The following is a 15504-nucleotide window of genomic DNA, read 5'->3' on the forward strand; positions in this document are numbered from 1 at the left end:
TGTCTCATGAGCTCGCGGCTTTGCAGGAGCACGCTGATTCGCCGCTACGTAGATGGACTCAGTATAGAAGACATCAGGGCAGAACGCTCCAGCACAGAAAAATCCCCCACCCTGGTACGGGGCGGGGGATTCAACGCATACGTTTTAGAGCAGATCCTGCAGCAGCTCAATGCAGCGGTCCAGGAAAGCATCCACCTGTGATTCCTCGTAGCTGACGGTTCCCGAGGCGGGGCTGAACTTTGCGTGGCGCACCACGGAGGGGTCCAGCGGCTCTTCGCTGTTGAGCTGGGCGTACACACGGTCGCAGATGGCGTCCACATCGCCGACGAAGTAGCCCATGTGTCGGCGCTTGCTGGGGCGGCGGAAACGCTCACCGGCGGGGCGTTCCAGGCGGCCTGCAAGCAACTCGCCGGTTTCTACGAGGGAGCGTTCCCAGTTCTCCAGGCCGTACGCCTCAATGTAGCGGCTGCGTTCGAGCTTGGCGAAGCGTTCCTCAATCTTTTCAAGGGCGCGGTCGACCACATCCAGCTGGTAGCCGCCGGGTTCTTCACGGAAGACGACCTGGCGGATTCGTCGGGAGGTGTAGAGGTCTTCGGGCAGTTCGGGGGCTCCGCTGAGCTTCTCGTAGTCCTCGGCAAGGCGGGTGAACAGGCGGTCGACTTCACTGCGCTTGTAGCCGGGTTCGGTTTCTGCTGCACGGGCAAATCCGCCTCCGCGGGTGGTGCTTGCCAAGGTGGCTCCTCTCGACGATTGAACTTTAAGAATACCAATGCGCAGGCTACCTGACGCAAGGTTGGCGGGCGGTGTCGTAAATATAGTCCCTTACTCCCCCGATGCACCGGGTACAGTAAATGGGTCCAGCAAAGGCGGGGCGTCCCTCCCCATTCATGGGAAGAAACGCCCCGCCTTTCATGAGCAACCAAAGCTTCAGGCTTTAGAGCGGCATAATAAACCGGAAAATCAGGCAACCAGCCGCCGCAGCGAAAAGAATCGAGTCCAGACGATCCATCATACCGCCGTGACCGGGCAGAATATTCGACATATCCTTCACACCCATACGGCGCTTGAACACGGACTCCACCAGGTCACCGGCAGTCGAAGCGATCACCATGACCGCCGCCAGCGGAATAGCCCAGTACCAAGGCGAATCCATGACCGCCAAGGCGATAGCACCAACAACCGCCGAGCCGATGAAGGAACCGGCCAGGCCCTCCCAGCTTTTCTTCGGGGAAATCTTCGGCACCATCGGGTGCTTACCCCAATTCACGCCGGCAATAAAGCCGAATGTGTCATTGCAGATGGCCATCAGCAGAATCATGAGGATGCCGCGCTCGCCGTGTTCCGTCTGGAAGTAGACCATGGCGATACCCAGCATCAGCGGCACCCACAGCAGAGCCAGGGCGCTACCGCTCAAAGACTTACCCAGTGAGACCTGACGGTCAGCACGCACAAGAGCAGAAGAGAGCAGCAACACCAGCAGGCTCACCGCCAGGGCGATGCCCAGCCCGGTAAAACCGAACAGGAAGGCCACCACCACAATTGCGCCCGACAGGCCACCCAGCAGGTACTCCGGGATGCCGTAGCCGCGGCGGGTATTGAGCACATGTCCAATCTCCCAGGCGCCCAAAGCCGCCGAGACGGTAGCGACCGCAACAAAAATCGGCTGGTAAATCAAGCCCAGCACCAACAGCACACCGAAACCAACGCCCACACCAATGGCAGCGGGCAGGTTACGGCCAGCTTTGGCGCTACGCGACTTCACCAGTGTTGCAGCAGTCTGCGGGCTCGGCTGTGGAGCAGGCGGCGCGCTTCTCTCTTCTTTCGCATCTTTGCGTGCACTCATTAGGGTTTAGACCTCAAGCAGTTCAGCTTCCTTGTGCTTGTACAGTGCGTCGACCTGGTCGATGTGCTTCTTGGTCTGTGCGTCCAGTTCCTTCTCAGCACGTGCGCCTTCGTCTTCACCGATTTCACTGTCCTTGACCAGCTTGTCAATAGCGGTCTTAGCATGGCGGCGAACATTACGGATGGAGATACGAGCCTCTTCAGCCTTGTGGTTAACGAGCTTGGTATATTCCTTACGGCGCTCAGCGGTCATTTCGGGCATAACAACGCGGATAGCTGCACCGTCATTGCTGGGGTTAACACCCAGGTCGGAGTCACGCAGAGCCTTCTCGATAGCTGCCAGTGCGGTCACGTCGAAGGGAACGATCTTGACGGTACGTGCGTCCTCAACGTTGAAGGACACCAGCTGCTGCAGCGGGGTCGGTGCACCGTAGTAGTCGGCGGTCAGGCCGCTGAAGATTGCGGGGTTCACACGACCGGTGCGGACCTTAGCGAACTCAGTCTTAGTTGCTTCGATGGTCTTTTCCATCTTCTCGCCGGCTTCGGCAAGGATTTCTTCGATCACGAAAGGATCTCCTTTGTCGGAATTCTGGGGGGACCAGAATTGTCGGTGGGTGCGCGTTCAGCCCTCATGATTTCTCACCGGTTCGCGGCGCATCCGAGGCGAAAACCTTAGAAATAACGCGAAGTCGACGGGAAAGAGGCAGAACATCTTGTTTGATATAAGTCTAGACGGTGCCGGCGGGCATAAGCGAGTTTTAGCGCTTACCCGCGCGGTACCGTCCAGAATAAGTCCGCGCTATCGAGCACGGTCACAGTGTGAGGGGGCGTTCCATACGCCCCACCCTAAAAATTTAGGTGTTAGCGAGTAACGAGGGTACCCATCTTCTCGCCCAGAATTGCGCGGGTCACATTACCTTCACCCTGCATGCCGAACACGCGCATGGTCACGTTGTTGTCACGGCACAGGGAGAACGCGGTCTGGTCCAGCACGCGGATGTTACGCTGCATTGCCTCATCGTAGGTGAGGTTGTACAGGCGCTCAGCGTTGGGGTCCTTGTTCGGGTCAGCAGTGTAGATGCCATCCACGCCGTTCTTAGCGACCAGAACCTCATCTGCGTGGATTTCCAGGGCGCGCTGAGCAGCCACAGTGTCGGTGGAGAAGTAGGGCAGACCCGCACCAGCACCGAAGATCACGACGCGGTCCTTCTGCATGTGACGGATCGCGCGGCGAGGAATGTAAGTCTCAGCAACCTGCGGCATGGTGATTGCGGACTGAACGCGGGTGTCAATGCCCTCCTGCTCCAGGAAGTCCTGCAGAGCCAGGGAGTTCATCACGGTGCCGAGCATACCCATGTAGTCTGCACGGGAACGGTCCATACCTGCCTGGGAGAGTTCAGCGCCGCGGAAGAAGTTGCCGCCACCAATCACGATGGAGGTCTCAACTTCACCAACGGTTGCGGCGATCTGCTTAGCGATGCTGCGCACGACCTCGGTCGAAATACCAACTTCACCGCCACCAAAAACCTCACCGGAAAGCTTGAGCAGAACGCGGCGACGGCCGGTCTCGTCATGGTGAATCGGGTGCGAAATAGCTTCGGTCATGGTTCCTCCAGTGGCTTACCTAGGGGTTGTTATAGGTGATCGGGGCGGGCTCCTGCCGCCTAGTCCTTATCAAGGATACAGCAAAGCCGGGTAGCCACCAGTGGTGACTACCCGGCTTCAGGTTATACCCCCAACGTCATACTATTTCCCTTACCGGGAACCTGCAATACGGGAGGGCAGAACTGCTGCGAGTCCTTATGCACCCACGCGGAAACGTGCGAATGCGGTTGCGGTTGCGCCAGCCTCGGACAGAACCTGTGCAACAGACTTCTTTGCGTCCTTTGCGAAGTCCTGGTCGAGCAGGGTGTTCTCCTTGAAGAAGCCCTTCAGTCGACCCTCAACGATCTTGTCCAGAATCTTCTCGGGCTTGCCCTCAGCGATTGCGGTCTCGCGAGCAACGCGCTTCTCGGTCTCAACCTGGTCTGCGGGGATGGACTCGGAATCCAGGTACTTGGGGCTCATTGCAGCAATGTGGACTGCAACGTCGTGTGCGATCTCCTCGGTGTTCTCACCGGAGACAGCCAGCAGAACGCCAACCTGTGCGGGCAGGTCCTTGGAGGTCTTGTGCAGGTACACTGCAACGTGCTCACCCTCAACGCGTGCAATACGGCGGACAACGATCTTCTCGCCCAGCAGTGCACCAGCGTCGGTGGTCAGCTCCTCAACGGTCTTGCCCTCGTAGGATGCAGCCTGCAGCTCTTCCAGGGTGGAAGCGTCAGCAGCAATAGCAGCCTCGAGCACGTTCTGGCCGAAAGCGATGAAGGGGTCGGACTTTGCCACGAAGTCGGTCTCGGAGTTGACCTCAACCATGTAGCCAACGCCGTTCTCAACGCGTGCAGCCACCAGACCCTCAGCGGTTGCGCGACCCTCGCGCTTGGTGATGCCCTTCAGACCCTTAACGCGGATGATCTCGGCAGCCTTCTGCTGGTCGCCGTTAGCCTCGTCCAGAGCCTTCTTGACGTCGAGCATACCTGCGCCGGTCTTCTCGCGCAGTGCCTTGATGTCTGCTGCGGTGTAGTTCGCCATTGTGAACTCCTTGTGTTGCTGTAATAAATCGGGATGACATCCCGGTGGTACAAATGGCGGACGGCGCCGCGCCCAGGTCAGGGCGGGCGCCGTCCGAACGTGGTCCCCGCGGGCGGGGGCCACAAAGCATAAAGCTTAGTGGGCTAAGGAAGCTTACTTAGCTGCCTCTTCAGCCTGTGCAGCCTCGTGCTGCTCCAGGAGCTCGCGCTCCCAAGCTGCCATGGGCTCTTCAGCTGCTTCAGCCTTGCCGTTCTTCTTAGCGTTGCGCTCGATCAGGCCGGCTGCCACTGCGTCAGCAATCACGCGGGTGAGCAGGTTGACGGAGCGGATAGCGTCGTCGTTACCGGGGATCGGGAAAGCAACCTCGTCGGGGTCGCAGTTGGTGTCGAGGATAGCAACAACGGGGATGCCCAGCTTCTGAGCCTCGTTAACTGCCAGGTGCTCCTTCTTGGTGTCAACAACCCACAGGAGGGAGGGAACCTTGGACAGGTTGCGGATACCACCGAGGGTCTTCTCGAGCTTCTCGAACTCGCGACGCATAAGGAGCAGCTCCTTCTTGGTGTAGCGAGAACCTGCTACATCGTCGAAGTCAATCTGCTCGAGTTCCTTCATGCGCTCAATGCTCTTGGAGATGGTGCTGAAGTTGGTCAGCATACCACCGAGCCAGCGGTGGTTCACGTAGGGCATGTTCACGCGGGTTGCCTGCTCAGCGATAACTTCCTGAGCCTGCTTCTTGGTACCCACGAACAGGATGTTGCCACCGTGTGCGACGGTCGACTTAACAGCCTCGTATGCCTTGTCGATGAAGGCGAGGGACTGCTGCAGGTCGATGATGTAGATGCCGTTGCGCTCGGTCAGGATGAAACGCTTCATCTTGGGGTTCCAACGGCGGGTCTGGTGACCGAAGTGAACGCCGGAGTCCAGCATTTCACGCATAGTTACGACGGGCATGTCGTCTCCTTTGTGGTGCCGCGCGGACCTCCCATTCGGGCTAGCCCAACGCGCGCATAGTAGTTATCAGTTTTTCCTGGCGGCGATTAGCGTTCACGGTTACCCGTTTTGCTCAGGCCCTAACCACCCTGTGTGGGTGGACCGAAGGTCCCTTATCGACTCCCCGTCTGAGGATGCCGCTCACGCCGCGCGTCGTCAGTGATGCTGTGCAAATCCCCTCGAAGAGGGAGAATACCGGCGCAGGCACACTGCAATACGACATTATACCGTATATTCCGCGATTAATCCGCCGGATTAGGGTTAAAGCCTGTGAAGGCAGGCCGGGTGTGTGCAGGGGCACTGTGGATAAAGGATTTTAAGGCGGCAACGGCGGGGTTATCCACAATTTTTCGTGAGGCACTGCGGGGCGGGGCAATTCGTGATGTGCTCAGAAGATGAAGCAGAACATGAAGACATTAGAGGGAACGCTACGGCACACGATCTTGGTGGTGTGCTGTCTGCTGGGTGCACTTCTGAGTGCGGGTGAGCAGGGCTACGCGGGTAGTCAGGGTTATTTGAGCTGGATTAGTTCTACAGACGGGGATGGTTTCACAGAGAGTGGCACCTCAAGTGTGCACGTTCCCAGTAGTGCGCGAGCTCCCAGCGCCGTTGAACTCACCGCGAGCCGACTACGCTACCGCTCCCCCACCTCCGAATCCAGACCGCGGGTAATCCGCCCCTTTGAGAAGCCCGCCCAACGCTGGAGCGCCGGGCACCGCGGCATAGACCTTGCCGTACCTGAGAACGACCGGCGCATCTACGCACCGGCGGCGGGGAAAGTGGTTTTCAGCGGCACAGTCGTCAACCGAAAAGTACTGGTCCTTGCACATCCGGACGGGCGACGCAGCACCTTCGAACCTATGGACGAAACATTACCGGTCGGCACCATGGTTACAGCCGGTGAGGTAATCGGCACCGTCGCTGTCACGGCGGACGGCACCAGCGAGCGCCCCTACCGGCGATGCTCCACCCCGTGCCTGTACTGGGGCGTACGTGAGGGAGGCGCCCGCAGGGACGGCAGCGGCAAGACCGCCGAGTACATCAACCCCATGAGCCTGCTGGGGTCGAAGGAGCCGAGCATTTTACTTCCCGTACCGGGCGGATATTAGGCACGGGTACTTGTGCCGAGCATGAGCTGAAGCAAATACAGCTGTGGTCCGTCACCTCCGGGAAAGGAGGTAACGGGCCACAGGAGCCAGTCTAAGTTGTGCTTACTAGTCTAGGCGCTAGAGGTAGCTACTTACTGGAGGATGTCACCGTCATCAGCACCGAACTGGTTCAGCTGTACCGACTGGTTGGGATGTGCAGGCTGCTGAGCAGTCTGACCGGGCTGAACCGGCTGCGCTGCATGTGCTGCGTGCGCATCGTACGCGGGCATTGCCTTGGTCGGTTCAGTCTCACCGTAGTTTATGCCCTGCTGCGGAGTGAACACCTGAGTCGGCGAGTCATCACCCACAGTATAGGCAGTGTTCTGCGCAGGGTAACCGGGCTGACCAGCGTAGCCACCCTGTGCCGGATAGCCGTTCTGTACATCAGCCTGGGTTGCACCGTAACCGGTCGCAACACCCGCCGCAGCACCAAGGGCTGCCGCCGAAGCGGCACGACGCTCACGGCCCTTCGCACGAGCCGCCGCAATCTTCTTGCGGAAGACGAAGAGCAGAACCAAGATGAGCAGCAGCAGACCCACAATGATTGCATCCACAATCACGTCAATCATGCTCAGACCGGACGCCGGAACAGTCAGACCGGAGGTGCTACTGACACCGCGGTCAGTCTTGACGCTCAGCTCGCCACCATTCACGGTGAGCTGCACATGCTGAGAGTTCTTCGCGATGCTGTTCGCGGCATCTACCTTCTGCTGGTCCAACGAGGAGAAAGTCGGTGCCTTGAAGGTGAACTCGAAGGGAGCCGAGTAGTAGCTACCCAGCTTCGAAGAGAGCTTAATCTCAGGGGTCACAATGTAGTCGGAGCCGAAGGGGTGGTAGCCACCGGGGCGGGTGACGGTCACCTTCGAATCGGGCAGGTACCCGTTCAAACGCTGGTTGAACTCGTTCTGGTCCTTACCGCGAACCTTCACGCTCACGATGGTGGCGCCACCGTCCTGACGGACCTCGGTCTCGTCATTGCTACCGCCTGCGAAAACGTCCTTGAGCTTCTGCTCAGCGCCCGAAACATCCTCGGTCGGGAATGCGTAGAGGAAACGCGCTTCCATGGAACCGTCCAGGCCCAGGGAAGTAACCACCTTCATACTCTTCATCTCAATCTGGCGCGAAGAAACAAGGTTAACCGCGAGAATCCTATTGTTCGAGCTGGAAGAGTTACTATCGCGTCGGCTGTAGTTAGGCTCGTAGCGGCGGTCCTCGCTCTCCTTCATCGTAAGGGTCATACCCTGACCCTCCGGGGAGCACAGCAGGGAGCAATCCAGAGTACCCGAGATGGTCTTCTCAACCTTGAAAGATCCGTCCTTCTCGGTTACTTCACGGCTAAAGGACAAATCAGAGCTGCTTGCACCAAAAATCTTCTTGAGCTTATCGCTCAGGTCCTGCGAAGAGGAAGCCTGGAAGATCAGGGTGCGACCAATTTCTTCCTTAGCAGCGTTGGTTGATGCGGAAGGAGCGTAACCCCTCGCTTCAGAAGAATCCAGCCCCTTCTTCAGCTCAGCGCCTTCAGGCTTGACCTGATTCAGGTAGGCATCCACTGCAGAGGAAGTTTCGCTATTCATAATTTCCTTGGCCGAGAAGGAAACCATAACAGAGTAACCGCCATCCTTCTCGTTGATATCCATGAATACAGCCTTGAAGCCGCGGTCCTGGACGTCCTTCGCAGAAATGGTGGAGCCGCCGGAGTTCTTCACTTTCTTCTCGCCAAACTTCACAGTGGTTTCGCTGCCGCTGCTGTTGAACACACTGTTCTTCTGGGAGGAATCAATCACACCATCAACAACAAGAGCTTCCGGGAGCCAGTCCAGCAAGTCTTTCGAGCTGAAGTTTTCCTTCACCTGAATACCCTGTACCAGACCCTGGTCAGAGTTGACGATGCTAATCTGCGGGGTAGCACTGGAACCAGCAGCCTTCAGGATAGAAGCGACCTTGGTACGGTACTCGTCCACAGAGGAGAAGGGAATGGTGAAGGTCGCACGTGCCTTGCCACCCTCAGACTGAATACCACCGTACTCCAGGCCCTCAGGCAGGTGTTTACGCACGGACGCATCCAGCGCCTGGGCGCCACCTTTAATCTTGTCCTTGTTGTCCTTCATATCGAAAGAAACCAGCATGGTGCGTGTACCCTTCTCAGCATTCTCAAGACCAAGCTGGGTCTCAATCTTAGCACCGCAGGCGCTCAGGATCAGGGCGGCAATGGTCAGCAGAACCGCCAAGAATATCCAACGCTGGTGACTGTCAGGTTTCACAGAGTAATTCAAAGTCTGCACGTATATCTCCCTAACTCACCAGTCGGTAGCTGATGAAGTACACAAGCATGACGGCAAGTACCCATGCTGTGCTCAGCGTCGCGTGCATGATAATCGGGGACTTCACGAAACGACCCAGACGATTCAAACCAAGGTAGACGAGGGCCTCACCAGAGAAAACAGCGAAAGCTAGCAACAGCCCCAGCAGTACGAAGATAAAACCGAACCCTTCGTTGCTACTGATTCCACGCATGAAGAGAGCTACAAGGCTCAATACAATATACGTAGGGGCTACAGTCAGAGTCGACACCGCTACTACTTGCATCGAGGAAGCAAATGTAACCGGAACCTTGCCTGTGCGAGCAGTCAGCATAATCTGTACTCCACGCAGAATCAACACTACAGCTGAGATTACGAGGAGTCCCAGAAAAACGAGGAAGAGCTGACCGAAGGTAATCTTAGCGGTCATAAAGCTGTAAGCATCGCGGAACATAAATTTGAGGAATCCCAGCAGAAGCTGGGTAAGGAAGAAGGCAGCAACGATGGCTTGCAGAAAGACAGGAATTACCCAGCCCCATAGACCGGAAGCCTCCAAACGGGCGTGAGCCGGGCCAGGCTTACCAGCAAAGACATCCTGAAAAGCGTCCCATGTAGCACTCAAAGCTTTCATAAAAGGATCCGGCCCGGTAGCAGCATATACCGGTTGTGCAGGCTGACCAGGCTGTGCGGGAGCTGTCTGAGCCTCAGCACTCGGCTGTGCATTAGCATTTACCTGAGCGGGGTGAGGTACCTGCTGCGGATGGACGGGCTGCTGAGGTGCTAGCGGCACGGCAGGCTGAGTAGCATTACCCTGCTGGCTCACCTGAGCTGCCTTACCCGGCTGAGCAGGCAGCGAAGCGTCCTGCGCGGGACGCACGCCGGGATCATAGCCGTAACCACCGACTGCAGATGCACCCTGCGACTGGTTGTTGGGAGTGTTCTCCGACATTGAGATCCTCTCGTATGGTGTGTGGAAGCAATATCGCCGGCAGAATTAGCTTCTACCTGCGGTATCTCCCTGTCTTTCGTGACAAGACTTTTCAACCCTACCGTATTGAACGCTATGATGCGTCTTCGTTCGTCATTTACCCATTTTCATCACCATTGATGCACTCCATGCATGAAAATAGGCGCCCTGAGAGCACGACAAAAGCACGAAAAGAGGGTGCGAAAAAGCCCCGCCCGCCGACAAGTGGGTGAAGTCGACGGGCGGGGCAGTAGGGAGTGCGGGGCTCGAACCCGCGACCAAGGGATTATGAGTCCCCTGCTCTAACCGGCTGAGCTAACTCCCCATCCGGTGCAGTGATGGCGCACAATGGGCGCCAGCACCATCCTCTAGAATACCTGAACAGCGACTGAGAACGAAAAATACTCAATCCGCCGCTCAAGGGCTAGAGAAGCTTAGCGTCGCGAGTCCAGGTAACGCTGGTACGGAGCGTCCCTCACGTACAGCTCCTCGAAGGTGCGCCAGGTGTTCTCAGCGCTGTGGAAGCCCACGATGCGGTGGGACTCACGACCCATCTGCTCACGCTCAGCGGCGGGCAGGGAGAGCACAGCCTCCAGCTTCTTGGCCAAATCCTGAGCGTTATTGGGTTCGAAGAGGTAGCCGTTCACACCATCCTCCACCAGGTGCGGCAGAGCCAGCGCATTCGCGAGAACCACGGGGGTGGAGGCGCTCATCGCCTCCAGGGAAACCAGGGACTGCAGTTCGGCGGTACCGGGCTGGCAAAACACATCAGCCATCTGGTACACCTCGGGCAGACGCTCATCCGGAACGAAGCCGCGGAAAATCACGCGGTCGAACACGCCGCAATCGTGCGCCTTCTGTTCGAGAGCCTCACGCAGCTCGCCGCCACCGGCGATATCCAGCACGACGTGCTCGAGAGTATCCGGCAGCAGGGAGAGCGCCTCGATCAGCACGTCCACATTCTTCTCTTCAGCCAGGCGACCCACGAAGGCGATACGCAGCTCACCCGGAACCTTGCCAGCGTCAGCGCCCTCAGCCAGCTCGTAGTCGCTAATCTCAATACCGTTAGAAACGGGCATAACGGGGCGATTAAAATGGCCCAGGTCGCGCATCGCATCCGCACCAATCTGGGTGGGGGTGGTAACGACGGCGGTCTGGGAAAAGCAGAAACGCATGTCCCTCCAGGTGATCTTCTCAATCACACGCTTCACTGCGGAGGGGAAGGGCAGGAACGGGTCAAGGTTCGCCGGCATGAAGTGGTTCGTGGAGATGACGCGGATACCGCGACGCTTCGCCTGAAAGATAAGGGCGCGACCAATAATGTAGTGGCACTGCACGTGCACCACATCCGGGCGGACCTCATCGAGGATTGCGCCGACCTCGGACCAAATCTCCCAGGGCAGGCAGATGCGGTTCGTCTCGTGGGTCGGGGGCAGATGCGAGCGCAGGCGGTGCTCAACGATACCGCCCTCTACTTCGGTGCGGTAGCTGGGGCCGGGGATAGGGCTGGCTGCGACTACGTGTACGGAGTGGCCGCGCTTGAGCATGGAGGTGGCGAGGCGGTGACCGAATTGTGCTGCACCGTTAATGTCCGGCGGGTAGGTTTCTGCGCCAATCAGAATCGTCTTTGCCTGTTCCATGACGGGGCTCCTCATCGGGGTGTAGCGTGTCGGTGACTTTGGGGTTTCGGGTGCGACGGTGCGCCGCTTCTACCTCTGCCTGTCGCGTGAACCGGGTGGGTCCAGTACGTATAGCACTTGTCTATTCTACCTGTGAGCTGCGTCCTTCTCCGATTCATGGAGGGAGGGTTTGGCTGGGAGTTGCCTCTAAACCTCCCGTCCGGCCAGGTGCCCTCAATTTACCCAAGACGCGCAAACGCCCCGATGTACTCATCGGGGCGTTTGGACGCTTGGCATTAAACCTATGCCGGTTTGAGCGGCAAACGGTCTTTATTAGCGGCGAACCAGGCGGTTCAGGAAGTGCAGGACGGTTGCAATGGATGCACCCAGTACTGCGAAAGACTTCCAGCGTGCCTGCAAAACCTCGGGCTTGCGCACGTTCTCTGCCAGGCCACGACCGGTAGCTGCTGCACCTGCAGCAACCTCGGAGGGGACTGCCTTGAGAGCATCCAGAGCCTGCTCGGTGTTGTTCTGAACGTCGCCGGTGTAGGACTGCAGGTCGTCGCGCAAGGCTGCCAGGTGCTGGCGACGCTCTGCGGTGCGCTGCTTGAGCTCTTCGAAGGTCGGCGGCTTGGGCTCTTCCTCACCGCGTGCCTTACGCTCTTCAGCTTCCTGACGTGCGCGTTCTGCTGCTTCTTCAGCTTCCTTAGCCTTCTGCTCTGCACGCTCTGCCTGTTCCTTCTTCAGGCGCTCAGCGGACATGGCGGTACCTTCCTTGAGTACGCCGAGGTCGAAGAGCAGACCGAAGATTGCGGATTCGGGCTTGAACGGCAGCTGCGCCTTGACCTTCTTCAGACCGACCAGGGCACAGATTGCCAGGACGATGAGGAAGATAAGGGCGAAGACCAGCGCGGATGCCCAGTAGGGCATGACGGTGCCGAGACCGAGGATTGCTGCAGCAACCAGGGCAATGATCAGGAACAGACCGAAGACTGCTGCTACACCGAAGAAGGCCGCACCCTTACCAACGGCGATACCCTTGGTCTTCAGCTCGTGTTTTGCAATCTGGATTTCGTCCTTAACCTGGCTGGGTCCAAGGGTCTTGAAGGTTTTGCCAGCGTCGATGATGTTCGCGACGCCGGACTTAATCCCGCTGATGCCAGCAAAGAAACCCTTAGGTGCCTTAGGATTAGTAGTAGTGGTCATGACCACCTCTCCGTGACGTGTTTTTGGAGGCTTCTTTTTCGCACTCCACCTTCTATAGTTTAGCCCCTTATTCCATCTCTGGATGACCGTTTGAGTGCGGTTTTATACTATCTCTTCAGGTATTTTCGACTTTCTGGAGATTGTGTTGAGCTACAGGCGTAGCTTTCTGGGTTTGGTTGCGTTGCGGATTTGCTCTGGAGCAGGCGCAAGAGGATGCTGACCGACCACTCCCCCGCTACACGCTGGGTGGATGCGTGGCGTGTAAGTGGGGAACTTTTCTGTGCGTTAGACTTCACATTTTTGCAGGGTGAAGCATCGTTGCCTCGCCGAGTGGTTACTGCGCTGGAGTCCCGTCGGGAAAATGGAAAAGCCTCAGAACAAAGTTCTGAGGCTTTCACTATTTGCTCCCCCGACTGGACTCGAACCAGTAACCCTTCGATTAACAGTCGAATGCTCTGCCAATTGAGCTACGGGGGATTATTTTGCTTTTCGTTGCCGGTTTCCCTTGCAACGAGTAATAACTATACCGGGGCTGTTTGGGCTCCGCAACTTTAAATACAGTGAAGTGCGTCACTCTTTGGGCTGTCTGATGAGATTGGGCGGTACGGCTCCTGCTGATTGGCGGTGCTCCCCCAGCTACCTGTGGAACGTAGAGGTTCTACAGCTAGCCGGGGTATTCACAAGGAACCGTGCTTAGCCGCGCTGTGTGCTGAGCTGGCGGCGGCGCATTTCCAGTTCGAGGAGCTGACGCTGTACCGCTTCAAACTCTTCGTCGTCGGGGTTGGCGCTGAGCTGTTCCAGGCGCATCATCAGGTCAGATTTTTGGCGGGCGATCTGCTGTTCGAATAGGGCGTTGAGTGCGCCGGTAACGAAATTGGGCAGGTACTCGTCGCTGCTGACCGGTAGCGGTGAGACAGCAAGCTCCGCGATAGCGGGGTGTACGCCTTCCACGGCGCCGGAGCGCACACAGTTAATCCATTCGATTCCAGGGGTAGGTGCCATGACGGTTGCCGCATGAATAATGCCGGCCGCTACCTCGCGGTGGGTGCGGTAGCGGAACTGCACGATGGCGAGATTACGCCACTGTTCCACGCTGATGAGCTCGGGGTGCTGCAGGGCAATCTCGAGCGCCGCCTTTTCGAGGCGGGCAACCGGGTCGCGCGGGTCGGGGGTGAGGAATTCCTCGACGGCGGGGGCGGTCGCCTCCGGCTGGGGTACAGCGGGTTGAATACTGCTCGGTGGGTGCGCGGCAGCGTTCTGCCCGGCGTAGGCGCTGGGTGCGACGTGGTCTTCCGGGGGCGGTGCATCGTAGGCGGGGTCGTAGGGCGCGTCCGCATGAACTGCCCCCTGAATACCTGCATACCCCGGCGCGCCGGGCACACCCTGCGGACCTTCATTCAGACGCTCGTACCGCGGCGCGGCGGTAGCCTCCGCTTGCTGGATGCGCGAAAGCTTCGGGTGGTTCTGCGCGTACGCCACGGCACGCTGAATCTCGTCGAGTTCCAGACCGAGCTGACCAGACACCTTACGCATGTAGGCGGGGCGCAGATCGCGGTCCTTGATGCCGGCAATAATCGGGGCGATAGCGCGCATCGCCAGCACGCGACCTTCAAGGGTCGCCAAATCGTACTTGACGAGGGTCGAATCAATCGCAAACTCGAAGAGCGGTCGGCGCGAAGCAATCAGAGAGCGCACGGCGGCGTCGCCCTTATGCAGGCGCAGGTCGCAGGGGTCCATACCATTCTCGGCTACCGCCACAAAGGTCTGTGCGACGAAGCGCTGATCCTCCTGGAAGGCGGCCATGGCGGCTTTCTGTCCTGCGGCATCACCATCGAAGGTGAAGATGATTTCGCCACCGGAGCCGTCGTCGGTAATCATACGGCGCACCATCTTGATGTGCCCGGGACCGAACGCGGTGCCGCAGGTCGCAACGGCGGTGGTGATTCCGGCGAGGTGTGCCGCCATGACGTCCGTATAGCCTTCCACAATGACAACCTGCTTAGTCTTGGTCATATCGCGTTTTGCCAGGTCAATGCCGTAGAGCACCTGGGATTTCTTGTACAGTTGCGTTTCGGGAGTGTTCAGGTATTTGGGACCCTGGTCATCGTCAAAAAGGCGGCGAGCACCGAAGCCGATGGTTTCACCGGCGATGGTACGAATCGGCCAGATGATGCGGCCACGGAAGCGGTCATACAGGCCACGGTTACCCTCCGAGAACATGCCGGTAGCCTTCAGTTCCTCATCGGTGAAGCCCCGGGAGCGAAGGTGCTTGAGCAGGTGGTCCCAGCCGCGCGGGGCGTAGCCGACACCGAACTTGCGGGTTGCGGCGGGGTCGAAACCACGGGCGCCGAGGAAGCGTTGTGCCTCCTGCGCATCCGGTGAGTAGAGGTTGCGTTCAAAGAACTCAGTGGCAATCTTGTGCGCATCGAGCAAGCGGCGGCGCATGCCCGCCTCGTAGCGGTCGCCCGGCTTACCGCCCTCATAATGCAGAGTGTAGCCGATGCGCGCGGCAAGGCGCTCCACCGTCTCCACGAAGCTGGTGTGTTCCATCGCCATGACGAAGGAGTACACATCACCGGATTCACCGCAGCCAAAGCAGTGGTACGAGCCAACCTGCGGGCGCACATTGAAGGAGGGCGTGCGCTCGTCGTGGAACGGGCACAGCCCCTTGAAGGTGCCTATACCGGCACTTTTGAGGCTCACATAGCCTTCAATGATTTCGCGGATATCGGTACGAGCGCGGACTTCGTCAATATCTTCTTTGCGGATTAAACCAGCCATAAACTCAATTCTACGGTGAG

The 15504-nt window shown here is 58.4% G+C and carries 12 protein-coding genes and 2 tRNA genes; 1 reads left to right on the forward strand and 13 read right to left on the reverse strand.

The features are described from left to right. Positions 1 to 144: 144 nt before the first annotated feature. The 6 genes from QFX07_RS06465 to rpsB form a co-directional block, all read right to left on the reverse strand. Positions 145 to 732: a cell division protein DivIVA gene (locus QFX07_RS06465; RefSeq protein WP_279742031.1), complete on the reverse strand. Its 588-nt coding sequence runs from the start codon at positions 730 to 732 to the stop codon at positions 145 to 147. A gap of 202 nt (positions 733 to 934) precedes the next feature. Continuing rightward, positions 935 to 1843, reverse strand: a complete 909-nt coding sequence (locus QFX07_RS06470) for a phosphatidate cytidylyltransferase (protein WP_279754366.1) — start codon at positions 1841 to 1843, stop codon at positions 935 to 937. Positions 1844 to 1849: 6 nt separating this feature from the next. Continuing rightward, a complete protein-coding gene (frr, locus tag QFX07_RS06475) occupies positions 1850 to 2407 on the reverse strand; it encodes a ribosome recycling factor (RefSeq protein WP_049350195.1) in 558 nt (185 codons plus the stop codon). Between the two features lie 296 nt (positions 2408 to 2703). Further along, positions 2704 to 3447 carry a UMP kinase gene (gene pyrH / locus QFX07_RS06480; RefSeq protein ID WP_279754365.1) on the reverse strand — a complete coding sequence of 248 codons (744 nt, stop codon included), beginning with the start codon at positions 3445 to 3447 and terminating at the stop codon, positions 2704 to 2706. Positions 3448 to 3642: 195 nt separating this feature from the next. Further along, entirely contained in the window at positions 3643 to 4473 is an 831-nt protein-coding gene (tsf, locus tag QFX07_RS06485; RefSeq protein WP_279742027.1) for a translation elongation factor Ts, read from the reverse strand. Between the two features lie 153 nt (positions 4474 to 4626). Beyond that, a complete protein-coding gene (gene rpsB, locus QFX07_RS06490; RefSeq protein ID WP_005508818.1) occupies positions 4627 to 5424 on the reverse strand; it encodes a 30S ribosomal protein S2 in 798 nt (265 codons plus the stop codon). Positions 5425 to 6035: 611 nt separating this feature from the next. Between rpsB and QFX07_RS06495 the strand changes: the two genes are divergently transcribed. Further along, entirely contained in the window at positions 6036 to 6572 is a 537-nt protein-coding gene (locus QFX07_RS06495; protein ID WP_459741158.1) for a M23 family metallopeptidase, read from the forward strand. 131 nt (positions 6573 to 6703) lie between these two features. Here QFX07_RS06495 and QFX07_RS06500 read toward each other — a convergent pair whose 3' ends face one another. The 7 genes from QFX07_RS06500 to dnaG all read right to left on the reverse strand — a co-directional run bounded on the left by QFX07_RS06500 (position 6704) and on the right by dnaG (position 15484). After that, complete coding sequence (locus QFX07_RS06500; RefSeq protein ID WP_279754363.1) at positions 6704 to 8893, reverse strand: flagellar motor protein; 2190 nt, start codon at positions 8891 to 8893, stop codon at positions 6704 to 6706. 10 nt (positions 8894 to 8903) lie between these two features. Beyond that, positions 8904 to 9860: a hypothetical protein gene (locus tag QFX07_RS06505; protein WP_279742023.1), complete on the reverse strand. Its 957-nt coding sequence runs from the start codon at positions 9858 to 9860 to the stop codon at positions 8904 to 8906. 269 nt (positions 9861 to 10129) lie between these two features. Beyond that, a tRNA-Ile gene (locus QFX07_RS06510) sits at positions 10130 to 10203 on the reverse strand. A 109-nt stretch (positions 10204 to 10312) separates the two neighbouring features. Further along, entirely contained in the window at positions 10313 to 11518 is a 1206-nt protein-coding gene (locus QFX07_RS06515) for a glycosyltransferase (protein WP_279742022.1), read from the reverse strand. Positions 11519 to 11830: 312 nt separating this feature from the next. Then, a complete protein-coding gene (locus QFX07_RS06520; RefSeq protein ID WP_279742021.1) occupies positions 11831 to 12703 on the reverse strand; it encodes a phage holin family protein in 873 nt (290 codons plus the stop codon). 404 nt (positions 12704 to 13107) lie between these two features. Beyond that, positions 13108 to 13180: transfer RNA gene (locus tag QFX07_RS06525), tRNA-Asn, on the reverse strand. Positions 13181 to 13396: 216 nt separating this feature from the next. Beyond that, positions 13397 to 15484, reverse strand: a complete 2088-nt coding sequence (dnaG, locus tag QFX07_RS06530; RefSeq protein ID WP_279754362.1) for a DNA primase — start codon at positions 15482 to 15484, stop codon at positions 13397 to 13399. Between the last annotated feature and the right edge of the window lie 20 nt (positions 15485 to 15504).

The organism is Rothia similimucilaginosa, assembly GCF_029850985.2.
Lineage (GTDB): Bacteria > Actinomycetota > Actinomycetes > Actinomycetales > Micrococcaceae > Rothia.